This window comes from Paenibacillus radicibacter, from assembly GCF_024721995.1.
Taxonomy (GTDB): domain Bacteria; phylum Bacillota; class Bacilli; order Paenibacillales; family NBRC-103111; genus Paenibacillus_AM; species Paenibacillus_AM radicibacter.
The window spans coordinates 145104-170173 of the sequence record NZ_JANQBC010000001.1; the positions used below are offsets into that span (position 1 = coordinate 145104).

At 43.4% G+C, this 25070-nt stretch carries 26 protein-coding genes; 10 read left to right on the forward strand and 16 right to left on the reverse strand.

Annotated elements, in window-relative coordinates:
• Positions 1 to 35 precede the first annotated feature (35 nt).
• Positions 36 to 1034 (reverse strand): Delta(5) desaturase DesA, encoded by a 999-nt coding sequence (gene desA / locus NV379_RS00635; RefSeq protein WP_258205325.1) that lies wholly within the window; start codon positions 1032 to 1034, stop codon positions 36 to 38.
• A 359-nt stretch (positions 1035 to 1393) separates the two neighbouring features.
• On the reverse strand, positions 1394 to 1867 hold the full coding sequence (locus tag NV379_RS00640; RefSeq protein ID WP_258205326.1) for an SRPBCC family protein: 474 nt from the start codon (positions 1865 to 1867) through the stop codon (positions 1394 to 1396).
• Between the two features lie 111 nt (positions 1868 to 1978).
• Between NV379_RS00640 and NV379_RS00645 the strand changes: the two genes are divergently transcribed.
• Both NV379_RS00645 and NV379_RS00650 read left to right on the forward strand, forming a co-directional pair.
• Positions 1979 to 2392 carry a winged helix-turn-helix transcriptional regulator gene (locus NV379_RS00645; protein ID WP_258205327.1) on the forward strand — a complete coding sequence of 138 codons (414 nt, stop codon included), beginning with the start codon at positions 1979 to 1981 and terminating at the stop codon, positions 2390 to 2392.
• A 189-nt stretch (positions 2393 to 2581) separates the two neighbouring features.
• Positions 2582 to 3469, forward strand: coding sequence for a phosphotransferase family protein (locus NV379_RS00650; RefSeq protein WP_258205328.1), 888 nt, complete (start codon positions 2582 to 2584; stop codon positions 3467 to 3469).
• 93 nt (positions 3470 to 3562) lie between these two features.
• Here the strand turns inward: NV379_RS00650 and NV379_RS00655 are convergent, their stop codons facing one another.
• The 3 genes from NV379_RS00655 to NV379_RS00665 form a co-directional block, all read right to left on the reverse strand.
• Positions 3563 to 4162, reverse strand: coding sequence for a nitroreductase family protein (locus NV379_RS00655; RefSeq protein WP_258205329.1), 600 nt, complete (start codon positions 4160 to 4162; stop codon positions 3563 to 3565).
• Positions 4163 to 4355: 193 nt separating this feature from the next.
• Positions 4356 to 5627 carry an MFS transporter gene (locus NV379_RS00660; RefSeq protein ID WP_258205330.1) on the reverse strand — a complete coding sequence of 424 codons (1272 nt, stop codon included), beginning with the start codon at positions 5625 to 5627 and terminating at the stop codon, positions 4356 to 4358.
• 45 nt (positions 5628 to 5672) lie between these two features.
• Positions 5673 to 6422, reverse strand: coding sequence for an RNA polymerase sigma factor (locus NV379_RS00665; RefSeq protein WP_258205331.1), 750 nt, complete (start codon positions 6420 to 6422; stop codon positions 5673 to 5675).
• 206 nt (positions 6423 to 6628) lie between these two features.
• On the opposite strand from NV379_RS00665, the gene clpP reads away from it, so the two are divergent.
• Together clpP and NV379_RS00675 are read left to right on the forward strand one after the other, a co-directional pair.
• Positions 6629 to 7213 (forward strand): ATP-dependent Clp endopeptidase proteolytic subunit ClpP, encoded by a 585-nt coding sequence (clpP, locus tag NV379_RS00670; RefSeq protein WP_308860234.1) that lies wholly within the window; start codon positions 6629 to 6631, stop codon positions 7211 to 7213.
• Positions 7214 to 7363: 150 nt separating this feature from the next.
• Positions 7364 to 7657 carry a YnaG family membrane protein gene (locus NV379_RS00675; RefSeq protein WP_258205333.1) on the forward strand — a complete coding sequence of 98 codons (294 nt, stop codon included), beginning with the start codon at positions 7364 to 7366 and terminating at the stop codon, positions 7655 to 7657.
• A 92-nt stretch (positions 7658 to 7749) separates the two neighbouring features.
• Here the strand turns inward: NV379_RS00675 and NV379_RS00680 are convergent, their stop codons facing one another.
• From NV379_RS00680 to NV379_RS00730, 11 genes are all read right to left on the reverse strand, one after another.
• Positions 7750 to 9258 (reverse strand): MDR family MFS transporter, encoded by a 1509-nt coding sequence (locus NV379_RS00680; protein WP_258205334.1) that lies wholly within the window; start codon positions 9256 to 9258, stop codon positions 7750 to 7752.
• 43 nt (positions 9259 to 9301) lie between these two features.
• The gene (locus tag NV379_RS00685) at positions 9302 to 10036 is read right to left on the reverse strand and encodes a head GIN domain-containing protein (protein ID WP_258205335.1); all 735 of its coding nucleotides are present in this window, start codon (positions 10034 to 10036) and stop codon (positions 9302 to 9304) included.
• A 4-nt stretch (positions 10037 to 10040) separates the two neighbouring features.
• Positions 10041 to 10688, reverse strand: a complete 648-nt coding sequence (locus tag NV379_RS00690) for a YhbD family protein (RefSeq protein WP_258205336.1) — start codon at positions 10686 to 10688, stop codon at positions 10041 to 10043.
• Between the two features lie 359 nt (positions 10689 to 11047).
• On the reverse strand, positions 11048 to 11893 hold the full coding sequence (locus NV379_RS00695; RefSeq protein ID WP_258205337.1) for a PHP domain-containing protein: 846 nt from the start codon (positions 11891 to 11893) through the stop codon (positions 11048 to 11050).
• Positions 11868 to 13139 (reverse strand): phosphonate metabolism protein PhnM, encoded by a 1272-nt coding sequence (phnM, locus tag NV379_RS00700; protein WP_258205338.1) that lies wholly within the window; start codon positions 13137 to 13139, stop codon positions 11868 to 11870. The genes NV379_RS00695 and phnM overlap by 26 nt, the downstream gene beginning before the upstream one ends.
• On the reverse strand, positions 13136 to 13849 hold the full coding sequence (gene phnL, locus NV379_RS00705) for a phosphonate C-P lyase system protein PhnL (protein ID WP_258205339.1): 714 nt from the start codon (positions 13847 to 13849) through the stop codon (positions 13136 to 13138). Before phnL ends, phnM begins: the two co-directional genes overlap by 4 nt.
• A 46-nt stretch (positions 13850 to 13895) precedes the next feature.
• Positions 13896 to 14750, reverse strand: coding sequence for an ATP-binding cassette domain-containing protein (locus NV379_RS00710; RefSeq protein ID WP_258205340.1), 855 nt, complete (start codon positions 14748 to 14750; stop codon positions 13896 to 13898).
• A complete protein-coding gene (locus NV379_RS00715; RefSeq protein ID WP_258205341.1) occupies positions 14740 to 15612 on the reverse strand; it encodes an alpha-D-ribose 1-methylphosphonate 5-phosphate C-P-lyase PhnJ in 873 nt (290 codons plus the stop codon). Before NV379_RS00715 ends, NV379_RS00710 begins: the two co-directional genes overlap by 11 nt.
• A complete protein-coding gene (locus NV379_RS00720; RefSeq protein ID WP_258205342.1) occupies positions 15609 to 16718 on the reverse strand; it encodes a carbon-phosphorus lyase complex subunit PhnI in 1110 nt (369 codons plus the stop codon). The genes NV379_RS00715 and NV379_RS00720 overlap by 4 nt, the downstream gene beginning before the upstream one ends.
• Positions 16719 to 17339 (reverse strand): phosphonate C-P lyase system protein PhnH, encoded by a 621-nt coding sequence (gene phnH / locus NV379_RS00725; protein ID WP_258205343.1) that lies wholly within the window; start codon positions 17337 to 17339, stop codon positions 16719 to 16721.
• 18 nt (positions 17340 to 17357) lie between these two features.
• Positions 17358 to 17795: a phosphonate C-P lyase system protein PhnG gene (locus NV379_RS00730; protein ID WP_258205344.1), complete on the reverse strand. Its 438-nt coding sequence runs from the start codon at positions 17793 to 17795 to the stop codon at positions 17358 to 17360.
• A 261-nt stretch (positions 17796 to 18056) separates the two neighbouring features.
• Between NV379_RS00730 and NV379_RS00735 the strand changes: the two genes are divergently transcribed.
• The 6 genes from NV379_RS00735 (at position 18057) to xerS (ending at position 25053) form a co-directional block, all read left to right on the forward strand.
• Positions 18057 to 19160: a putative 2-aminoethylphosphonate ABC transporter substrate-binding protein gene (locus tag NV379_RS00735; protein ID WP_258205345.1), complete on the forward strand. Its 1104-nt coding sequence runs from the start codon at positions 18057 to 18059 to the stop codon at positions 19158 to 19160.
• Positions 19161 to 19393: 233 nt separating this feature from the next.
• Positions 19394 to 20281, forward strand: a complete 888-nt coding sequence (gene murQ, locus NV379_RS00740; protein WP_258205346.1) for an N-acetylmuramic acid 6-phosphate etherase — start codon at positions 19394 to 19396, stop codon at positions 20279 to 20281.
• Positions 20282 to 20313: 32 nt separating this feature from the next.
• On the forward strand, positions 20314 to 21762 hold the full coding sequence (locus NV379_RS00745; RefSeq protein WP_258205347.1) for a PTS transporter subunit EIIC: 1449 nt from the start codon (positions 20314 to 20316) through the stop codon (positions 21760 to 21762).
• 93 nt (positions 21763 to 21855) lie between these two features.
• Positions 21856 to 22710 (forward strand): MurR/RpiR family transcriptional regulator, encoded by an 855-nt coding sequence (locus tag NV379_RS00750; RefSeq protein WP_258205348.1) that lies wholly within the window; start codon positions 21856 to 21858, stop codon positions 22708 to 22710.
• Between the two features lie 53 nt (positions 22711 to 22763).
• Positions 22764 to 23714 (forward strand): TRM11 family SAM-dependent methyltransferase, encoded by a 951-nt coding sequence (locus NV379_RS00755; RefSeq protein ID WP_258205349.1) that lies wholly within the window; start codon positions 22764 to 22766, stop codon positions 23712 to 23714.
• 259 nt (positions 23715 to 23973) lie between these two features.
• Positions 23974 to 25053 (forward strand): tyrosine recombinase XerS, encoded by a 1080-nt coding sequence (xerS, locus tag NV379_RS00760; protein ID WP_258205350.1) that lies wholly within the window; start codon positions 23974 to 23976, stop codon positions 25051 to 25053.
• Positions 25054 to 25070: the final 17 nt, after the last annotated feature.

The window sequence follows — 25070 nt, forward strand, 5'->3', positions numbered from 1 at the left end:
CTTACCTCCTCAACACAAGTTAATTCATTCAATAATTAATTCATCAAATGTCTAACTTCCCGGAAACTTACGAATTTCTTGTTATGCTCATCCCAGAGACGAAAACGGATAGCTTGTAAACTAGAAATGATCGTAATTGTGCTAACCAAATGAAGCGCGGGTGTGTTGTCATGAGCTTTTTCCAAATTATAGTTCGGCACTTTCGGACTTAGATGATGGACATGGTGAAAGCCGATATTTCCTGTCAGCCACTGTAGTACTTTAGGGAGCTTGAAGTAGGAGCTTCCTTCCACTGACGCCATCACGTAATCCCATCGTTCATCCTGTTCAAAATAAGTATCCTCAAATTGATGCTGTACATAGAAGAGCCAGATACCTGCAGCCCCAGATAAGAGAAATATCGGGCCATGTACGAGCAGGAACGCCTTAAAGCCGACCATAAAGATAAGTAGAGCGCATAAGGAGACGATGCCTAAATTCGTTATATAGGTGTTAATACGTTCACTTCGTGTAGCCTTTTTCCTATTGAATCGATTCTGAATCAGGAAGATATAGATCGGACCTAACCCGAACAATACAAGCGGATTCCGGTATAGTCGATATGCGATACGCGTCCATGTTGACGCAGCGACATATTCTTCTACCGTTAGTATCCATATATCCCCTGTTCCCCTCTTATCTAAATTGCCGCTGGTGGCATGATGGATTGAGTGACTTAGTCGCCATTGATGATAGGGAAAGAAAGTAAGAATGCCTGTTATAGTGCCTAGTATTTCATTTGCCAATCGATTCCTAAAGAACGAATGATGGCAACAATCATGGAAGAGAATAAAAATTCGGATCACAAATCCAGATGCAAGTACAGATATGGCTAGAGTAAGCCAGTAAGAAATCGCCAGCGATTCATAGGCGAGATACCATAGTACAAAAAAAGGGACTAAGGTATTGAATAATTGAAGTACACTTTTCTTTAGGTCCGATTTTTCGTAAGTGACAATTTCTTTTTTCAAATGCAGCTTGCTTGAGTTTTTCATGATTCCTCCTCATGTTGTTTCGATCATTTTGCCGGTTTCGGACTATTCCGAAAAAGAAGGCCCAATCTTGCTCAATGTCTGGACAATTTCTTTGTTTCCTTTGACCATTATACATGTCACTCACTAATTTTCATAATTTATTGATAAATCAGTCGGACATTCTGTTCCTATGTAGAAATTTGAAGATCAATCGCGCTGAACCATAGCATAAATAAGGGCAAGTTTTATGGGGAGAAACCCGCAGGAGTCTGTGCTAACTATTACTAATACGTTGCTCGACGCTTTCCAGAAGAGGCAGTGCAATCTCTTGGCAAAACCTCGGTTCCTAAGCGCCGAGCTTCGGTCTAAGGAATGGGGTTCTAAGAGTTCTCTATGCCGTGTTTGTTAGTAATTTTCTCGCTTTGGTTGGGCTGGCCTTTACCTTTGGTGATCAAGTCACGAAGGCTACCGCTTATGTAGATGCCCCAGGAGTCCGTGCAGACGGCATAGCACTCATACGCGGGAACTAGGCCTACGTGCGTAAATCGAACTTCTGTTTTGCCGTCCTTCTTGGCGATTTCAAAGATAATGTCAGTATCCTTCCACTCGCTCTTGTCGTTTACGAAGTTAAAGTAGTTGTCTGTAATGTGCCAAACAACCTTTTTACCTGGAACAAGCTCGGTGATTTGGATGGTGCAGCGGTGAATATCTTGGTAGTGATGCTTAAATTCACCGAGTTCGTCGGTAGTGCCCTCAATTTCCTCTGACCACCAACCGCGTACGTTATTGATGGCGGCGAAGACTTCTTCCGGACTTTCGTCTACCCTAAAAAAAGTGCTGTAACTTTGACTCATGCAAGTTATCTCCCCTCATTAAATGTTAACTACACATCGAGTATAAATCCTATACTTGCAAAACACAAGTACAAACTTGCAAAATGCAAGCACGAATTGTATAATCATCTCATGAAAAAGCGACCTTCCACAGTTTGTCCAATCGTATATGCGCTCGACATATGGGGTGATCCCTGGAGCCTAGTCATACTTCGTGACGTCCTTATCCATAACAAGCGGTATTACCGCGAGTTTCTTGCTTCACGCGAGAAAATCTCAACTAATATTTTGAGCGCACGGCTCCAATCACTCGTTGAAGCTGCCCTGCTCGTCAAGACAGAAGGAGATTCAAACCGCGCACAAACCATGTACCGACCCACACAAAAGGCACTCGACCTGTTTCCGGTCATTTTTGCCATTATGCACTGGGGCTTGAAATATAACCCCAATACCGATATGACGATTCCGATCATGCAAGAACTAACAACTAACGAAAAAGGGCTGGAGCTTCGCCTTTTGCAAAATTTCGACGATATTACATCATAAAAAAACTGAAAACAGTGGTTTTATCCGGGGGCACTCTAATGAGTGCCTTTGTTTTGTTTCAAAAACTTGCCGTTACAGCCCAAATGATACATCATCCTATCTTCTGCCCTCTTGAAAAAAGGGTCTTGGTGTTGCGTCAAGAATAGGTTATATGAATGATCACTTGCTATGTAGAACAGGAGGTATCCTATGAGTTCCATTCTTAACGTTATAGAAAAGCTAAAGTTGAACGTCGCGAATATAGAAGATGTTCCAGATTCATTTAGTTCAGATGTATACAAGCTTACGCTTGCCAGTGGAGAAAACGTTTATGTAAAAATTCCATTTAACAAAGATAAGCTATTCCGTGAATATCAGATACTTGAAACATTGAAAGGTGTCATACCTGTTCCTAAGGTATTGGACATTTGGTATGGGGATGATAATATTACTGGAGCATTGCTTCTTTCAGCAATTCAAGGTATGCCTTGTACAGGGGATATGGATGAGAAACTCTCTTATCAAATTGGTGTAAATCTTGCTATGCTCCATGAGGTTAAACCACCCGGGTATGGTTTCCATTTAGCAAATGGTTATAAGTTGCTTGACCCAAATGATTGGAGATTACATATCAAAAGTAATTTTCAAAAGTGGAAAGAACCTTGCAAAGAGATTCTCGATCCAGAGCTGTATAAAAGATGTATACTTCACTTTGATGGAGTTTTCTCTGCTTTACCGGATCCTGACGGACCATGCATGGTTCACATGGATTATAGACCAGGTAATATATTAGTGAATGGTAACGAGGTTGCTGGGATTATTGATTTCGAGAGTGCCCGCGGTGGATCGTCGGAAATTGATTTTACAAAGGTCAATCGATATATATGGGAAGTCAATCCGAGAACAAAGATACCATTTATTGAAGGTTATCAATCGATTCGACCTATGCTCGCTCTGGAAAGAGTGCTGCCATTTTATGATTTTTACGATGCTTTCAACGCAGTTGTTTGGTGTAAAAACAGAGGAATTGAACAAAATCAAACGTTCCTTCAGGAAAATATTGTTACTTTAAGGAATTCGGTGGGTTATTGCGTTTAGTTGATTCGAATAACAAAAGAATGGATAGAGTTCAGATCTTCTCTGAACCTCTATCCATTCTTATTTTCACCAATAAAATCTACTTACAAAAACTTATTTAAATACTTTAACGCGCTCATCGATTGGGTTAAAGGACTTCTCACCTGGTGCTGCTGCTTGACTGCCGAAAGGCATTTGAGCGATTAGTTTCCAAGTGCTTGGAAGCTCCCAAGTTGCTTTAACTTCGTCATCGATTAGTGGATTGTAGTGCTGTAGAGATGCACCTAAACCTTCTTGCTCTAGTGCAGTCCAAATCACGAATTGAAGCATACCAGAAGATTGATTCGACCATACTGGGAAGTTATCTGCATATGCTGCAAAGTTTGTTTGCAAGTAGTCAATCACGGCTTGATCTTCGAAAAATAACACTGTACCATAGCCGCTGGAGAAGCCGTCCATCTTCTCATTAGTTGGCTCGAAACTATCAGCAGGAACGATTTTGCGAAGAGTTTCACGCGTAATGTTCCACAATTTATCGGATTGCTCACCGAAAAGTACAACCACTCTCGCACTTTGGGAGTTAAATGAAGATGGTGTATATTTCACTGCATCATTTACGATTTCTTCGATTTTCTCACGGGATACTACCTCTTCTTTACCAATTGCATAATACGTACGTCTTTCTTTAATTGCAGATAGGAATGCGTTACTCATGTTCAATTACCTCCAAGTTTGTTTTCTTTTTTTAATTTACTTCAATTAACATAGTGACTTACTTTTTGTTCATCGCTTGTTTTTATTATGAACCTAATTAATTGTGTTGTCAACCTCGATTTTCAAAATAAAAAAACCAACAATCTCTTCTAAGAGATCATTGGCATTTATTCGCTATTTTAGTCAACAAATTTTAATCAAACTTACGTACACCTGGGAACAAGAACGCAACAGCGACAATCGCTACACCCGCTCCAGCAAAAATGGACATCGTGATAAGTCCCCCAACCTCTTCTGCAAGCCACCCTGCACCTAAGTAACCAAGCGGCAGCAAAGCAAATGACCCGAACATATCCAAGCTAACGACGCGTCCGAAAGCCTCTTCTGGCACAAGTTCCTGCAAGCTTGTCTCCCAGATTAATCCGAAGATCATAACACCGAAACCTTCGAGTATCATTAACCCCATTAATAAAGGCGGCCAAGTAACGAAGGGTAAAGCAAATAACGCAAGGCCAGACAGAAGCACACCACCATAGCCCATCATGCCGCGATAGCGCCACCTCTGTTTAGCACCAAATACGAGTGCTGCCAGAAGTGCACCGACCCCGGCAAAGGTCATCGCTAGTCCATAATAGACGGGCTCTAATTGATGGTGCACATTAAATAACCAAGGAATGAGAACACGCTGTACGCCACCGAAACAAATATTAATAAATGCAAACGCAAGAATCGTAAACCATAGCCATGTGTGGGATTTGAGTACGGCTACCCCTTCTACCCAATCCTTCTTGAAACTAAATTCTTTCGATTTCTTCACTTCATAGTTATCGGTCTTCATGGCTTTATACAGCAAGTAAATACAAATAAACGATGCTAGAAATGACAAACTGTCGATCCCTAGTCCAATTCCTGCGGAAGCAAAAGTAAGGATGATCCCACCCATAGTCGGACCGAGTAATCGAATACCCTGACTGCTTACTTGAGATAAGGAATTTGCCGCATTGCGAATATCGGGTGTATAAATTCGAGCACGAATCGCATGGGATGCAGGACCTGAAAGTGCATCTGTGATCCCAAACACCGCAACAAATATGTAGATCATTTCCATAGTCACGACATCTAATATGCAGACAAGCATGAGTCCAAGCAGCAAGAGAAATCCAATGATATCGGTTACCATGACGACTTTCATTCGATCCAGACGATCTACAATCACACCGGTAAAAGGCAGCATGATGACTTTCATTAACATAGAAACGGCCACTGTTGTACCCATGGCAAGTGTAGAGCCTGTCAGTGATAATACGATGATGGGAAGGATAACCGACGTGATCGAACTCCCCATCATACCCAGCATTTTACCTAGAAACAACAAGCGAAATGGCCGTGATTTCGTAAGCGGCATCATTAGATTTTGCAAATAAGATGGTTGTGATTGACTCTTTTCAATGAGATCTGGTTGCATAAGTGAATCCTTTCTGTTATTTGAAAAATAAGATTATTAGCGACGTTAAGCTGCCATATGAAGAATAGATGTACGATGATGCTTATGCTCGCGAGCTTTCTTGCTTCGAATCTGATTCTGAGCAATTCCGATGACAACCGTTGGTGTCATGCCATCAACTTGGAGCAATTCAACCAAATTGACGATGTCCCCTGCTTGATAGGCATGTGCAAGAGATTGGAGCATGGCACGAGTACGTTCTTTGTCCGGCACAAGTTGATCTTCGCGTTCGAGTTCGATACGGACTTTATCGAGTGCATTTCTTGCACGATGAAGCGATGCCTTCACTGCGCCCTCCGTAGTTCCAAGTAGATTTGCAGTTTCGGCACTTGAATATCCAAACACATCACGCAAGAAAAATACGCCACGCTGCAGCGGTGACAAATGCTTCATTAATGAGCTTAGTGCTTGCTCAATTTCAATCCATGCCACAATCGGATCTGTCGTAATCCGCGGTCCTTCCCCGCCTAAATAAGCCTGTTCTTGCCTCATGATTTGATCCAATTTGGACTTACGGCGCATTTGATCGATCCAAGCATTCTTCGCGATTCGCATTAATAGCGCTTCTATATTCTCATGATTTTTGTAAGCTAAGGAATTAATCGCTTTAAGCCACGCATCTTGGGCTAAGTCTTCTGCATCCCATTTGGAGCCTGTTAGCGACAAGCAATATCGATTCACAGCAGCATATAGTTCATCGATATTCGCGGTTTCTAACTGTTCACTATTTTCCATATACGAATCCACAATAGTCATTTCACATTCTCCTTTACATGATCAGATTGATCCTTATTACGTAAACGAATGGCGGCTGCAGAAAGATACGCGTGCCTCATTATACATCGTTATTCCCATATTTGACCACATGTTTACCAAGATAAATTCGTTCTCAGTATCTTTTGCGTGAAGTTGTTCGTTTACCGAATGTATAACAAATTTCACCTGATATGGAGGTCATGAAGATGTCAAATGTCATTCCTTATGTTATTGAGCAATCCAGTCGCGGGGAGCGCTCCTACGATATTTACTCTCGCTTGTTAAAAGATCGGATTGTGTTCTTAGGTTCTGAAATTGATGATAATGTTGCCAATAGTATTGTTGCACAACTGCTATTCTTAGCAGCCGAGGATCCTGATAAAGAAATATTCCTCTACATCAACAGCCCGGGCGGCTCCACGACTGCTGGCTTTGCCATTTATGATACGATGCAGTACATTAAACCTCCTGTGCATACGATGTGCACAGGGCTTGCAGCTTCATTCGCAGCCATTCTCCTTCTTGCTGGTGAAAAGGGCAAGCGATTCGCTCTCCCTAACAGTGAGGTCATGATTCACCAACCACATGGCGGTGCACGTGGGCAAGCCAGTGATATTGCGATTAGTGCCAAGCGAATCTTGGATACGCGATCGCGGTTAAACCAAATTACGGCTGAGCGTACAGGTCAACCACTTGAGAAAGTGAATCAAGATATGGACCGCGATTACTTTATGTCTGCTGAAGAAGCGCTTAAGTATGGGATTATTGATCAAGTGATTACGAAGCTTTAAGTGACGGATTACCGTAAATACCGGTCAACTTCCTGTTATGGGATGGTTGGACGGTATTTTTATTGCACATGCAATTATTTGGAATTTTTTGTGATATATTTAAAAATGAGAGCTTTTCCTCTAATCACAATAACGAAAGGTGTGAAATCATTGCCTACTTTAAGCTCTAATTATAGAAAGCTGCGCTTAATTAGCATTGGAATCCCCCTACTTGCGATTGTGTTGTTTGTGATTGATCTTGCGTTTATCTTCTATACGAGTCCGTTCGATTTATATGGTACTTTGGCCACCTTCTTTCTACCTCCTATTGGCTTTATCTGTGCTGGGTTTGTGCTCTCTAAATCCTATTCGTTTAAAGATGTTGCCTGTATGGTCCTGAATGTACTTACCTTCTTCATGTTCCCTATGTATTGGCTGCTCGGCACATATTTCTATGGTCCCTAATTCATGTGAATCATCCTCAAACAAATAACAATAGCCGGCTCCCTTCCTATCATGTGGAGGGATAACCGGCTATTTATCATTTTAAATACCTTTTAGCTTGTCTTCTTCTTAGGAATCATTCGTTCCTTACTCATCCAGAATACGAACACGAATGTAAGTGTCGCAGGAATAATCGCCCACATAAAGGTTTGTGCAATCGAGCTCGAAAGAGCAGCAGTGATTTTGTCTAGAACAAACTCAGGAATTTCTGCACGTTTCACGGGATCTAGCATCTCACGAGGATCTCCTACCATGTTCCCCATGCCAGCACCGCCACCACCCGCGAATGATTCTGTCATCTGCGCTGTAAATGCATTACGCTGAATGATGCCGTAGAACGTGATTCCCAATGTCATCCCGATACAGCGTATGAACGTAATCGTTGCATTCGCTGCGCCTCGCTGACCCACGTCAAAGTGATGGATCGCTGACATACCAAGTACGGAGAATGAAGCACCCGTTCCTAAACCTAATACAATCATATATAGGGTAAGCGTTAGGCTTGATGTTTCTGGTGTGATCGTGCTAAGCAAGACCATACCTGTAATGAAGATTAATGTGAAAATGAACATGATGTTGCGATAGCTCATTCTCATCGATAAAAGACCACCGATCTGCGCGGAAACCGTTGTTCCTAGCATCATTGGAAGTAAGAGCAAGCCTGAATTCGTTGCACTACCACCCGTTACGCCCTGAATGTAGATCGGAATATACACAGCGGCTACGATGAAGCCCGCTCCATAGAACAAGCCAACAAGTGTGCTACCTGCGTACAACCGATTTCGGAACATCGGGAACGAGATAATCGGCTCTTCTGCCTTTTTCTCAATCCAAATAAATGCAAGGAACATGACCACGAATGCTGCAAATAGCCCTAGAATCTGTACAGAATCCCAAGCGAATTTATGACCACCTAGTTCAAGTGCAAACATCAGACAGATGATCGCACCGATAAGTGTCGTAGCGCCCCACCAATCGATCTTCTGTTTGGCATGCTGCTTCGATTCTTTGTAGAACATCGCAATAAACACAAATGCAATGATACCAAGCGGTACATTGATATAGAACACCCAATGCCAGCTTAAATAATCTGTAATGTACGCGCCGAGCAGTGGACCAAATATACTGGAAAGTCCGAATACTGCACCGAATAATCCACTCATCTTGCCCCGCTTCTCAACTGGAAACACGTCATAAATAATCGTAAACGCAATCGGCATTAATGCACCGCCGCCAATCCCTTGGATCGCACGAAATGCCGCTAATTGCTCAATACTCTGAGCCATACCGCATAATACAGAGCCGATCAAGAACATAACAATCCCGAACATGAAGAAGCGCTTACGCCCATACATATCCGATAACTTACCGAAGATTGGCATGGATGCCATCTCCGCAACCATGTAGGCCGAAGTGACCCAGACGAACTTATCAAGTCCTCCGAGTTCCCCTACAATCGTACCCATTGCGGTTGCTACAATTGTATTATCAATTGCTGCAACAAATATGCCTATCAATAGGCCCGCAACGACAAATCCTAATCCGCGCTCTCTAGTTGCCACTTTCTTCTCTCCCTATCTTCCTATCTCTATAACAGACAAACCATTATACCATACGACTCAGTTCAACTTCAGCATCATCATGTTGTTCATAGCGACCTTTGTATTCAACAAGATCAATTTTACAACCTGGACCGATAATGACATTCGTACCACGAACAACTTTCGCTTTCGTATACTCGAGTGCAATGTCATCCCCTTCGATCACATCAGCGTGTAATTCATTATGGAACGATTGGAAGAGTGTCTTGATCATCTTAAGAACACTAATGCCACCAAGTAAATTACGACGAACTTCAATCTGATCGCATCCGATTTCCTTCACAAAAGCATCACCATGCAACTGGATATCGACTTTACCCGCGTTAAGTAGACCACTAATACGGAAGCCACCTTTCACCACAAATTCTTCTGCGGAACAATCATCCTTGACCTCAAGCGCACCATTCACAGTCATTTCTTCCGCTGTTAACTTGCCATCCACTTTCATATGTCCGCTTACACTAGCTTCTTTAACAAAAGTATCTCCATCTACACGGAAAGATCCGCTTACTTTGAGTTCTTCTGCCACCAAGTTGCCATCAACATCTCCTGAACCGCTAACGTTCATGTAGCCCGTCTTCACATTTCCAATAACACTTCCACTACCGCTGCATCGAAACTCCAAACATTCTACATCCCCAGAAACTTTCCCACTTCCACTTATCTTAACTTTATTGAAAACTCCCCCACCTGAACTGCCAGAACCATTAATAATTAAATCGCGTGAACGATCCTTCATCGCATTATCCCTCCACATGTTTCAATTTCAAATTTAGTTCTTCCATACTGCCTGCCAAATTCATTCGATCGATAACTTTCGCGTTACGGTCAAAATAATACTGACTTGCGCTACCGATGAGCATAAACGTAGATACTCCCATTTTTCGAATGAGGATAAGCTCACAAGGTTTATCGTTAAATTGATCGAGATGATCACTAAGGGTTTGAATTAACAAACCGCCCTCTTCTAAGTTGATCTCACCCGTTTGTAATAGAAAATCCAGTACATAGATAATCAAGATTTGTGAAAAAGAAAATGTAGCAATCGGTCCGCTCTGCTTCTTAATGTAAAGTTCCAATGAGGATTGAAGAACAATGTTGTGTTCTAAGAGCTGAGAACGATTTAGAGCAATATCACCCTTCACTGGGGAGAATACATCAGCAAGCGCATCTAACGATAAATCGTCCTTCATATTCTTAATTTTGTCGATACGTGCGAGTATCTTGAGCCTTGGGAAGAAGGTTTCTTGTCCAGTAAAGGTTGACTTACGAACAAACCACTCTTCAGGTATTAAATTTTTACGTTTCCATCGATACAATTGACCGTATGAGATACCTGTCAGTTCAAGTAGGTCTTTTTTCGAGATTAGGTCCTGCGGGTCCTGTGTCATGCGTATCCCTCCTTCAGTGGTTTTATTGTAACATAACACTGTTACGCTGTAAATATGCGGTGTTAATTTTTGTATAAGGTTTGTTGAAAGAAGTGATAACCGTGCAAATCTAAGGACTTTCATCGTCTCTTTTTGAAAATAGGTAAAAGATCGAAAAAGCCGCACGATCCTGCTGTTACAGGAAGGTGTGGCTTATATGTGGATCTATATTGAAATGATGTACAAGGTGTTCTATTGGGCAAACAGATGAAGGTAAATCCATGTAAGACAATGAATACTTAGCGACATTGAACAGATCATTACGATGGTTTGTTTCGCTAGGTTATTACGATGATCTGTTTCACTAGGTTCACATTAATCTAACCTCGCTTCGCTTGGAGCGATTCCAGACTTGCTACGCCTGGATTCTTAGAACCGAGCTCACAAGCGCCACGTTCACCATACATTCCATGAAAATCGGAGCCCCCAGTGAAAGCTAGTTTATACGTTTCTGCAATCTCTCTCGCCTTCGCTTCCACTTGATCATTATGGTCAGGATGCCTAACTTCGATGCCTTGCAGACCACCTGCAACCATACTGGGGATCGCATCCCAATTGTTGAATTGTGCGGCATGTGCGATAACCGGCACACCACCTGCCTCTAGAATTGCCTCAATTGCATCATAGACGTCTACATATTCTAGTGGGATGTGAGCGATCCCCTTCGCAGCTCCCCGTTCACCGCGCGAGAAGAGTGTTTTGTACAGATCTCCATAGATCGACTCCGTGTAATTCTGCTCTATCAAGGCATGCATAATGTGCTGCTTGTAGACTCCAGTTCCACCATGGCTAATTTCGAGCACCCGCTCCCAAGTAATGTTGTAACCCTCATTGATAATCATGTTCGTCATTTGCTCTGACGCTTCATGACGCTTTACGATCATAGGCTGGCATAATTCACTTATTGCGGGATGTCCTGGTGTGACATGGAACCCGAGTATATGTGCGCGGCGACCATTCTTATAGTCATAAGCCGATATTTCAATCCCGGGAATGATGTTTACGCCTACTTGCTCGCCAATCTTCATCGCTTCAAGAAGTCCAATTGTCGTGTCATGGTCTGTGATAGAAAGATGCTCCACCCCATTATGTTTCGCAAGTGTTATGACTTCCAGCATGGATAAGTTATTATCCGAAATCTTAGTATGACAATGCAAGTCGATCATGTGCCGGCTCTCCAATTCCTTCGAGATAACTCGATTGATAAACGAATGTTCCTGCGATCATCGTACGACGTACAAGCGGATAACCCTGCTCTTCTTGGACAAATAGTAAGTCTGCCACTTTACCGACTTCAATGGAGCCTACTTGACTTTCAATACCTAGCGCCGCTGCTGGATGGAGTGTCACCATACGCATAGCTTCGGGTAAACTCATTCCACTTTGATGAATCATAAATACAGATGGCAGTAGTGATGGTGGATGATAGTCCGAACATAATATATCGACACATCCCTCTTGAATAGCTTCCATTGCACTCAGATTCTTATTATGTGATCCACCACGAACGACGTTAGGCGCACCAACTGTCACGTACATATCTCTCTGCTTTGCATAATGCGCAGCTTCAAGTGTCACTGGAAACTCGCTAATTCCGATGCCGAGCGCATGGATGAAGTCAATCTTCGCCTCTGTATCATCATCATGGGAAGCAACTTGAATCCCTTTGCTCTGAGCGAGCTGCACCACTTTCCGAATATGATCCCAATCGACCTTTTCTTTAAATGTCGCCAATTGTGCAAAAATTTGATCCGTCTCTTCTACGGTTAAATGCTCGGACTTCATCAAGTAATGGCGATACACCTCTACATCTCGATACTGCCCTTGCCCTGGTGTATGATCCATGAGCGACAATAGATCAATCTTGCCTTCATGTAGCATCCGCTCAACCATGTCTAAACCCGATGTATTCGTAATTTCATAGCGTAAGTGTATGCGGTGACGGATCATCGACGCTTCATGACGCTTCGCTGCCGCATAATCAATAATGCTGGCTACAATCTCATCATTGCGAACCGGTGTTCCATCTGAGGAGCAAATCGAGTGATACAGTGTCGTGATACCAACTGCTGCCATCTTCTTCTCTAGCTCTCGCATCGCCATAACTAAGGGAAATACGGAATTCGGACGAGGGGAAATTTCCCGTTCAATCGCATCACTATGCGTCTCGATCATGCCCGGCATGATAATCATGCCTTCCGCATCAATAACACTAGCATCCGCATCCCAACTACCAACGCTGTTATCATCTGAACCAGAACGAAGTAGCTCATCATGATTCCATTCGTTCTCGCACTGCTGCTCAATTTTCTTGATAACCCCATCTTCAACCCATAGCGTACCTTCCACGACTTGCGTCGGCGTTACAATCTTGGCATTCGTAATGATGATCCGCTTCCCAGATTGACTCATGCTTTTACCCCTCCATGCAGCAAACCATTCTTCATATTAAACTCTTGATCCACAACCGTCTCCATAAAATCCAGATCATGAAATATCCCGATCATGCTCGTACCTTGTCTTTTTAAATCCAGAATCATGTCTCTGACCGATGCTTTGGATGCATTGTCTAATGAAGCAGTTGGCTCGTCTAGCAATAGAAACTTTGGTCGCTTCACCATCGCACGAGCCAGGTTAAGGCGTAGTTTCTCTCCGCCACTGAATGTATTCGGGTAAGCATCCCACAACGATTCGCTTAATTGAAAATGTTTCAAGATCGACTTCGCCTCTGCACGAGCCTCATTTACGCTAACTCCTGCTTCCACCAACACCTCAACAACGGTGTCTAGTGCCGTGACACGTGGTAATATTTTTAAAAATTGCGAGACGTAACCGATATCCTTCTGCCGAATTTCGATCATCTGTCGATCTGTTGCCTGGGCAAGATCAATAATTCCGAACGAATCCGAATCGTACCAAATATGACCTTGTGTCGGAATGTACGTCCGATAGATACACTTCAAGATTGTCGATTTACCGGCACCACTTTTACCTGTAATACCAATAAACTGTCCGTGGTCAAGCTCTAGATGAATGCCACTGCAACCAACGATTTGTTTGCCGGCAAAATGATGCATGTGAAATGTCTTGTGCAGGTTATGGATATGCAATAGGGGATTCATGTGCGTCCTCCTTGATAGAAGTTGTAAGGATATAAAGGCTTAATAGCTAGATTAGTGAGTGGATCAATAACTGCGTATATTCATGCTGAGGGTCTTCAATAATCTGATCCGTTAACCCCTTCTCTACAATTCGTCCATTCTTCATCACCATCGTACGGTTCGTAAGCATTCGAATAACGGAGAAATCATGTGACACCACAATCATGGAAATCCCGAGTTCACGTTGAATTTGCCGAATTAGATCAAGTACTCTCGCTTGCACCGATACATCAAGTCCAGTTGTAACCTCATCAAGTAGCAAGACAGGTGGATTATTCGCGAGTGCTTTGGATATCTGAACGCGCTGCTGCATTCCTCCGCTAAAATTACGAGGTTGTTCATCCATCCGCTCAATCGGAATTTGAGTCTGGGTAAGCAGTTCCTTGGCACGTTTACGAATGTTGCCCACATGATTCCAATCTGCCATTAAGAGTTTCTCCGCAATGTTACCGCCACTTGTATTGTCCAGTCGCAGTCCAAGATGTGGATTCTGATACACCATACCCATTAAGTGATTTCGAACATAACGCTTCTGCTGCGCACTTAATCCATATAAATTCGTCTGACCTTGTTCATATGGCTGCAAGTAGAACTCACCTGTTGTTGGCAACTCATCAAAGTAGAGTGTCTTCACAAGTGTACTTTTACCCGATCCGCTCTCACCAACAATCCCTAACACTTCACCTGGATACACTTCAAGATCAATATCCGCACAAGCTACGATCGTTCCGCATCTTGGACAAATGTTTCGCCCATATTCCGGACCTGTTAACGTAATACAATCGGGGCAGCCCTTCCCATACAGCTTACTTAACCCACGGATCGTCAGCATATCTTCATTATGACTTGAGTTAACATTCATGCCATCTAGCCCCAATCTGCACGTGATCGCCAAGTTGCTGGCGTTGTTTCTTCTCGCAATAACTCGTATCGGAGCAATAGTAATTTTTCACACCCGTCTGCTGATCAAAAGATTCTTCCATGTACGTATGTGTACTACCGCACTTGGCACAAGGCTGCTTGAAAGTCTCCACTTCAAAGTCATAATCGGCAAATTGGAGTGGAATTACATCGGTATGCGGCGGGATTGCATAGATTCGTTTCTCTCGACCCGCACCAAACAAGAAGAGTGTATCGGCTTGATGCAACTTCGGTACGTCAAATCTTGGAATCGGGGATGGATCACAGATGTAGTGCCCATTCACCGTAACGGGATAATCGTAGGAAATACGAATTTCTCCCCATTTGACGATATCTTCATATAAATGCACCCATAACCTGCTGTAATCGCGCTGTGCATGCATGCGTCTTGTTTCTTGTTCACTTGGTTCAACTGTTCTTAAAATTTCAGGAGATGGCACTTGGAACACGAGAATTTGCTCGTCACTCATCTTCTCCTCTGGAATTCGATGTCGTGTCTGAATAACGGACGCTTCCAGCGTGTCGGTCGTTGTTGCAACTTCACATGTACGCGAGATCAGATCACGTAAGTTACATGCATTCACACTATCATCCGCACCTTGGTCAATAACTTTCACCGTATCCTCGGGACCTAGAAGCGATAGAGAAAGCTGCAATCCGCCTGTCCCCCAACCTCTAGCAATTGGCATTTCCCGAGAGCCGAACGGAACTTGATAGCCGGGAAGCGCAATCGCTTTAAGCGTTTTGCGACGAAGTTCTTTCTTCGTATTTTCATCTAAAAATGCGTAGTTGTAGCCGTTCATGGTTGAAGCGCCTCCTCTTTCGTCATCGAGCGAACACGCTGCAATTCGGCTTGGAAATCGACGTAATGCGGTAGCTTAAAGTGCGAGATAAATCCAGACGATTCAATTCCATCAATGTGATACAACACGAATTCCTCATTCTCAGCGGGAGACTGCGCACCTTCGCTTTTCATCGTCCGATCTAAGATCCCCATTGATATCGCTTTGTCTTCGTTGTGCCCAAAGCACAGTCCATAGCCGATTGCGAACTTCGCACTGTCTTCTTCATCCGCATGCATACGCACAACAATCTCAGCTTCTGTTACGAGCACACGACCAATCGTGAGCTTACGCTCCGGATAGATCGGATGTGGAATTCGAACGGGTACATAACCTACACGCAGTTCTCCAATTGTCGGATGTACATCCCCATAACCACGTGCAGAAGAATATGCGAAGGCAAGTAGCGCACCTGTCTCTCCACGAGCCATCGTCTGCAGTCTAACCGCCCTTGATGCTGGGAATGTAATCGCATCTCGCGTAATGTCCGGAATCGACTCGCCAGTTACCCCATGATTTGCTTGAGTATTCGCAATGAGTCCATCTTCTTGAAGTAATTGAATGACCCTTGGGAATGCAGGTACTTCTTCATTACTCTCAACATGTAGCCTCGCATCATCCAAGTAAGTATCTATAAAAGCTTGAATGTCTTCTTCATTCTCATCCGCTAGCTCCAACTGCAGCAATCGCTTACTGTAATCACGTGTCGGACCTAAGTATTGTCCTCCTGGTACTTCCTTAAAAGTCGCCGAAATACGGCGCACAACCTCCATCTCAGATGTATCAATCGCCTCGGAATACAGATTTCGAGGTAAAGTCGAGCGCAAAGCCCGAAGCAAGAAGGACGCTTCTACCGTATCCCCTTCGGCTTGTTTAATTGCAAGCGCCGCTAGGTCTGGCGCATAAAGGGACCCTTCACCCATCACTTTATCTACTGCAAGTCTAAGCCCTGCAAGAATCTGATCAACCTCAAGCGGTGTTGTTCGATCTTTCGTTCGATAGTAACGAAGCAGCTGCTCAGCTTGCTCGATCGCACCTCGTCCACCTTTTACAGCGACATATGCCATTTAGAGCACCTCCCAATGCAACTTCGTCGTACGAGGTACACCGCACAAATTTCCTACTTCATCGACTAACATCCAATCCACTCCAAGTGGAAACTCTTGATTACAAGCCGTCCACTCTTCTAACAATGTATTTGTAAACCCGCATATGAACACTTCGTGCTGTTCTTTAATTCCAGGTCCTGTAAGCTGGAGACGAATCCATTCTCCACTCTCATGCCCTTCTTCCATTACCTTGCTCATCTGTTTCACTTCATAGATAACAGTTGTACTTTCATCCGGGTATTCGAAGGAACCTCTCTGCAAGCTCGGAATATCGATTTCTGCACCAATTTGCACAAATACATAATCACTCTCTACGAGCGGCTTTGGCCTAGATAATGTATGTAGTTGAAGCAACTTTGCAAGTTGATTGCCTTTATCTTGAGTTCCAGACTCCACGTGAAAATGAATTTCTTGATCCAGCAGCGTCAGACCGATTCCAACAAGTGCAGGAGAATCCAGCTTAGCCAGAATTTCGTGCTCAATCGGCAATTTAACAAGTTTGCCCGGTCTTGCCATGCTATCCAGAAGCAGACGATAAATCTGCTGTGTTAGGTGTATTTTTTCTAATGATAGGCTCATGTATTTCTCCTGACCTCCCTAGTCCGTATCCATGACATCAAAATCGACAAGCGTGCGTTTCGTTAGCTTATGAGCAAAGAGTCGATCCTGACGTTGCTCCGCTTCTTTTTCCAATAACCATGAATCGAACTCCGTAAGCCATCCTGTCCATTTCGCATCCTGCTTACAACTAATCGCGTCCACTACCGCAAGCACATATACAGCCTCTGGCTCATTGCCCATCCTTGCTGCATAGCCCAGATCACCATCAACACTTACTGTACAATCCGTAATCAGCACTTCTCCCACATAGAACTGTACGTTCTCCGCAGACTCCTGTGCTTTCATCATCACAAGCCCCATTGCCGGCTCATGAATGACTTCTATCTCTCCAATCTTTTCTATGGATGTACGCCATACTGCTAACTCTTGAACGGGTACATGAGCCAAAATATTCGATCGCATCTCCGCATTCATTGCTTGCAAGTCCCCCTAGCTTCACATCTTCTACTTGAAGTAGATAAGTTTCTCTTACCCCATTAACATAGCGATGTTTTGTAAAAAGAAAATCAAATACGTATTAAGATTGTGTGTGCCTTAATCGCTCTTTCTGGGGAAATATGGGTTTATCCTCACAATTTCTTAACAACGATTTAATCTGGCTTTGACAAATCGCCCGTAGAGTAAAAGTAGCCCAACCGGCTGACAACTTTTCCTAGATAAGGGGACGAAAAACACATGAAAAAGAGCTTAACCGTCATGCTAACTGCTGTTATGTCCATTTCTTTGCTTGCAGGATGTGGCAAGACAACGACTCCACAAGAAACAGCTACAACGAAGCCGTCTGAGAATGCCGCAGCGACACCGACACCCGCTCCAAAGAAAAACAATGAATTGAACGTGTATACAGCACTTGAAGACGATCAGATTAAAACGTACCTCGAGTCTTACAAGAAGGCGCATCCAGATATGAAGATCAATATTACACGTGATTCCACAGGGATCGTAACGGCTAAGCTTCTTGCGGAAAAAGAAAATCCGGTTGCTGACGTTGTATGGGGTCTTGCAGCTACAAGTCTACTTGTCTTGGATCAGAAACAAATGCTTGAGGGTTACTCTCCTAAAGGGGTAGAGAAAGTTTCGCCAGAATTTAAAGACACGAAAAACCCAACTCACTGGGTAGGCATTGATGCTTGGGAAACAGCGATTATTGCCAATAAAGCAGAGTTAGATAAGAAGAAACTTCCGCTTCCTAAATCATTCGACGACTTGTTAAAGCCAGAATATAAAGGCTTGATCGTTATGCCGAATCCATCGTCATCCGGTACAGGATTCCTAGATGTATCGGGCTGGATTCAATTGTTCGGCAAAGATAAAGCTTGGCAGTACATGGACAAGCTTCACGAGAACATTTTCCAATATGTACACTCTGGCTCTAAGCCTGCGAAAATGGCTGCAGCTGGTGAAGCGGCAATCGGTATTTCCTTCGGTTACCGTGGCATTCAAGAGAAAAAGAAAGGCGCTCCAGTTGAGGTCATCTTCCCTTCCGAAGGTGCTGGCTGGGACGTTGAAGCGAACGCGCTTGTGAAGAAGAAAGAGATTAAACCTGAAGCGAAAGAATTCTTAGACTGGGCAATCTCCCCTGAGCCGATGAAAGAATACAACAAGAATTATGCAATTCTATCGATTAAATCCGATTCCAACACAATTCCAGAAGGCTACTCCAAAGACCCGCTTAAACAGCTCATCAAATACGATCTAAACGAAGCTGCTAAGAACCGCGACAGTATCCTTGCTGAGTGGGAAAAGCGCTACAGCACAAAGAGCGAGCCTAAGAAGTAATTAATTTTGTGGTAATCCCCCCTTCCGATGGACAACGTAATGAAGACATCAACGAGATGAACTTCAAATGTTGCTACCCGAAGGGTTTTTTTGTATGAAATTCATAAGTTGTATCGTGATGGTTTTTCGTAATAATATTTCCATTTTATATTAACAACTTGAAATTTTATTTCGGATCTAATACAATGAACTCGATAAAACGTTTACAACACACACCAAGAGGAGCGAACATCATGATACAACACTTAACTACTGAAGCTCGTAATGAACGTACAATGAATTTGGATGAAATGTCGGTTGAACAATTCTTAACCGTCATGAATGAGGAAGATGAGCAAGTTGCACATGCAGTACGTAAACAAATTCCGAACATCGCGAAAGCGGTTACGGCAATTGCAAATTCTTTACGTCAAGAAGGACGATTAATATATATTGGTGCAGGAACAAGCGGTCGTATTGGACTTCTAGATGCAGTTGAATGCCCTCCTACATTCGGGACAGCACCAGAGCAAGTTGTTGGACTTATCGCTGGCGGAGACAAAGCATTCATTAAAGCAGTTGAGGGTGCTGAAGATAGCCGCGAATTAGGCATAGAAGATGTGAAAGCGATTCAACTTACGGATAAAGATACATTAGTCGGCATTGCTGCTAGCGGTCGTACACCTTACGTAATTGCAGCTCTTGAATATGCGAACAGTATCGGGGCAAGCACAGTTGCACTTAGCTGTAATAAAGGTTCTCTAGTCGGCAAAGCTGCACAAATTTCGATTGAAATCGTTAACGGACCTGAAGTACTAACAGGTTCCACTCGATTGAAATCCGGTACTTCACAGAAACTTGTGTGTAACATGCTATCGACAGCAGCTATGATTCAAGTCGGCAAAGTATACGGCAATCTAATGGTCGATGTTCAGCTTACGAATGAGAAGCTAGTTGAACGATCCAAGCTCATCATTATGGAAGCGACTTCTTGTGACTATGAGACAGCAGAACATTACCTAGCACTTGCTGACAACACACCTAAGGTTGCGATCGTGATGATCTTAACTGGAAGTTCTTACGAAGAAACAATTGAGAAATTAGAGAAAGCTCATGGCTTTGTACGTAAAGCAGTTCAATAAACTACAATGTTAAACAACTGGGGGAAAACAACATGAATCAACATCGTGCACTAGCCCAAGACATTCTAATCGCAGTTGGTGGCGCTTCTAATATCAAAAACTTTACAAATTGCATGACTCGTTTACGTTTGAACTTAATTGACCAAGGGTTAATTGATGTTCCGAAACTTAAAAGCCTTAAAGGTGTTCTTGGGCTGGTAGATGACGAAACCTATCAAATCATTCTAGGGCCAGGGGTAGTTAAGAAAGTAACCGATGAGCTTGCAGACATTATTGAATCTGGTGCAGGTGCTGAAGCAACACCACAAGCTGCACAGGCAGCGCCAGCCGGTCAAGATATCAAAGCAGAACTGAAGAAGAAGAACAATACACCGTTCAAGAATTTCCTTCGTAAAATCGGAAACATCTTCATTCCAATGATCCCTGCACTCGTTGGTGCTGGATTAATCAATGGTATTGCTGGACTCCTGAAAAATTTGATGACAACGGGTTACAATCCGGAATGGCTTGTAACCCTGCATCCGATTATTAGCGTAATTGGTTCCGCTTTCTTCATGTATCTAACGGTCTTCGCAGGTGTGAATGCGGCTAAAGAATTCGGTGGAACACCTGCACTTGGCGGCGCTGTATCCGCGATTATCATTGCACCAAGTGTAGCGACCATTTCCTACACGTATCCCATTCTTGGACAAATTAAGCTAAACCCAGGTCAAGGTGGTATTATCGGTGCGATCTTTGCAGCCATCTTAATCTGTTATGTGGAAAAATGGGTTCGTAAACGTATGCCAGCTTCCCTAGACATTATCATTACACCAACAATTGCTTTATTGGTATCCGGTCTTGTTACGATTTTCGTATTCATGCCACTAGCAGGATTTATCTCTGGTGGAATTGGAGAACTTACAACCTATCTACTTGCTAATGGTGGTCCAGTATCTGGTTTCATCTTAGCCGCTTCCTTCTTACCACTTGTATTGTTCGGTTTGCACCAAGCACTTATTCCGATTCATGCCGAGCTGATTACTCAAGTTGGTTACACAGCATTACTGCCGATTCTTGCTATGGCTGGCGCGGGTCAAGTCGGTGCAGCAATCGCGATCTACTTCAAACTAAACAAGAATAAACGGATGCGCAGCCTCATTAAAGGTGTGCTCCCGGTTGGATTCTTAGGTATTGGTGAACCACTTATTTACGGGGTTTCTCTTCCACTTGGTCGTCCGTTTATTACAGCTTGTCTAGGCGGTGGATTCGGGGGTATCGTACTTGGACTCTATGCGATGGCAGGTAATTTCATTGGTTCCTTAGCGATTGGACCATCCGGTCTTGTCCTTGTACCACTAGTAACTGGACCACTTGGAATTGGCGCTTCGGTTGTTGGTTACCTAGCAGGTATCTTCGCTTCCTATATCGCAGGTTTCTTGTTAACATACTTCTTCGGCTTTACAAAAGCACTTCTCTTGGAGCATAATAAAGACGAATAATTACACAGATCTTATAGGGCATCGATGGTCTTTGACCATGCAGATGCCCTATTTTCTGCATGTAGATGAGATGACCTCAGGAGGTTTTTTATTATGATGGGAAGCGTTCTAACTCGAATTCAATCAATTCTAGATAAACTATCGCAATCTGAGCAGAAAATCGCTCGTTATATACTCGATCACCCCGAAGAAGTTACCCGTATTAGCATTCATGAACTTGCTGAGCGAACGAAGACGAGCGGTGCTTCCGTAGTCCGCTTTTGCAATTCCATTCAAGTCGAAGGCTTTCCTCAATTAAAAATACAACTTTCACTGGATACTGCGAAACCAGAGCTCCCTGCGTACTATGATTTTGAAGCTGGTGAAACAATGTCTTCTATTATTAGGAAAACAGTCTCTAACAGTGTACAAGCCCTACAAGACACGGCTGCTGCATTAGATAGTGCAGCGATTGAACAGATTGTAGCTGCGCTCAGACAAGCTCCTGCGATTTATACGTATGGAATCGGTGCTTCTTCCGTCGTTGCTGATGATATTGCGCAAAAGTGGATGCGACTTGGAAAAACAGCCTTCTCGTTCCAAGATCTACACGTGCTCAGCGTAAATATCGCAAATGCCAAGCCAAATTCCGTTTTCATCGGAGTTTCATACAGTGGTATGACCAAGGAGGTCGTCCATTGTACAAGACTCGCGAATGACTTCGGACTCACGACAGTTGGCATTTCTCGTTACGGTAAAAATGATCTAAGTGCCGCCGCAACATGCATGTTAACAACTGCACATGCTCCAGAAGCCTTGTTCCGAAGCGGCGCAACAAGCTCTCGACTTGCTCAATTATTAGCGGTAGATACCCTATTCTTCGCATACGCTTCCTCCGAGTACGACGCAACCATGAAACGTCTGGGCGACACAAGCGAGGCTATTCGGTTATTGTGGGAGCAGTCTTAGAAAAGTTTCATGAATCGACCCTACATTTCAGACCAACAAAGGATGAAACTTAATTGGATAACAAACAAGAACCGTCGTATATATATACCTATGCATGCACAAAAGATGAAATTGATTTATGTGATTTAGAGTTTCGTTCTTTATTAGGGGTAACAACTCATTCCAAGATGATTAAAAGCACAATTGGCGTTGACCCAAGCCGCAGTCCATTTCTCAAAGAACGAATTGAAGTTCTATATGAAGGAGACTCCCTAGCATCAATTCTAGAGCAGGTTGAACAAATCGAATTGCTTGATCAGACCTTCCAATTAATCTATATTCCGAATCAGGATCTCCCCCCATCTAAGAAAGTCCCGCTACATGAGAGACAATCAATTGAACGAGACATCGGGATGCAGATCGAAGGAGAACCAGATTACAAGAATCCCGATCGTCAGTATGGAATCACAGTTATTGATGACAGATGGTACTTTGGAAACTATATGAAAGGTACTGCCCATTGGTTCCATCACATGCAGAAGCCTAGGAGCTATTCCATTGCACTCCCCACACGTCTAGCTAGAGCTGCAGTCAATATTGCAGTACCGCAACCTATGAATCAGAAGGTGATTGATCCCTGTTGTGGAATTGGAACGGTGCTGATTGAAGCTCTATCCATGGGCATTAACATCGTCGGTAGAGATATGAATCCGTATATTGTTCGTGGTGCGCAAGAGAATCTAGAACACTTCGGATACGATATTCAAGTCGAACTTGGTGCAATAGCTAATGTTACAGAGCTCTACGATGCTGCCATTATCGACATGCCGTACAACTTGTACTCCAATATCTCATCCGAGGAACAATTATCAATCGTCCAGCACGCCCGCCGTATTGCAAATCGAGTCATTGTCATCACGATTGACACCATAGATTCCATGATCACAGATGCGGGACTTACCATAACCGACCGCTGCCTCGCCAAAAAAGGAAACTTCTCTAGACAAATTCTTGTGTGTGAGTAATGGTTTAGGGTTTAAAATAACAATGCCATGCCACAATGCAGATCGAAGCATTGTGCATGGCTTTTTGTTATAATTACTTAACAAACCCGTGATGAAAATGTTGAACGGAGGAGAAAAAAGAAACTGGAAGAGTGTAACGTCCGCCTTTGAAATCGTGAAATTACCATTATATAAATTCAAAATTCACGATTGAGAGCGCGGCTAGAAGTTCTTTTTTCTCCGCAGTGGTACGAACATTTTCAGCGCGAAAGGAGTCCCTATGAATATCCAAAAAGCCCGCGACCGCGAAGAACTCGACCAACGGCTCGTCCTAATGCCTTGGTATGTGGATAAATTCATCCATCATAAATTGCCTGACCTGTCCCCCTCCTCACTACTTGAATACGTGCGAGACTATGAGACTTTCTTAGGTTGGCTCAGACAAGAAGAACTAACCACAGCACCATCTATCCGCGATGTGCCGCTCGAAGATCTGGAGAAGCTTCACATGGACAACATCGATACGTTCCGATCTTTCCTATCGACAAAGAAAGACATGCCCAATGCCAAGATCACGATCACACGCAAGCTGTCATCTCTACGCTCCCTTTTCCATTACTTAAGCCAGATTGCGGAGGACGAGAACTTCTATCCCCTGCTCAAACGCAATGTGATGGCGAAAGTCGAGATTCGACGTACGAACAAATCGAAGGACATCGCATCCAAGCTCGAAGGCAAGCTATTGCAAGAACTAGAAATTGTTGAATTCATTAACTACATAAAGGATGGCTACGGGTCAGACGTTGTCGACAATAAGCAAGCCTATTACGCTCATCAATTGAACAAGACGCGAGATGCCTGCATCGTATCCTTAATCCTACATTCGGGGCTTCGTGTATCGGAGACAACTAACCTGACAATCGATGATCTGGACATGAAGAAGCAGACTGTTTACGTTTACCGTAAGGGGAACAACGAAGGTACTTTTAAGACCCGTGTCTTTTTCCGACAAGATGCTATTGAAGATTTAATCCATTATTTATCCATTCGTGAGACCCAATACTTACCCCCGAAGAAAGAAAAAGCCTTGTTCCTCACCATTCCTAATGGCAAGAAACAGGGACAGATGATGTCCAAGCGCGCCATCCAAGAGATGGTCATGAAATACGCCAAGCGCTTCGGTAAACCGTATCTAACGGTACATAAATTACGGCACTCATTCGCTACAGATTACTACTTACAGAATGATCTCTACAAAACTCAAGAACAACTGGGGCATGCTTCACCGGATACAACACAGATCTACGCACATCTAACCGACAAGACAATGGCAGAAGCGATTGATAATCGCAAAGATTAACTGCCCGTTAATGAAAG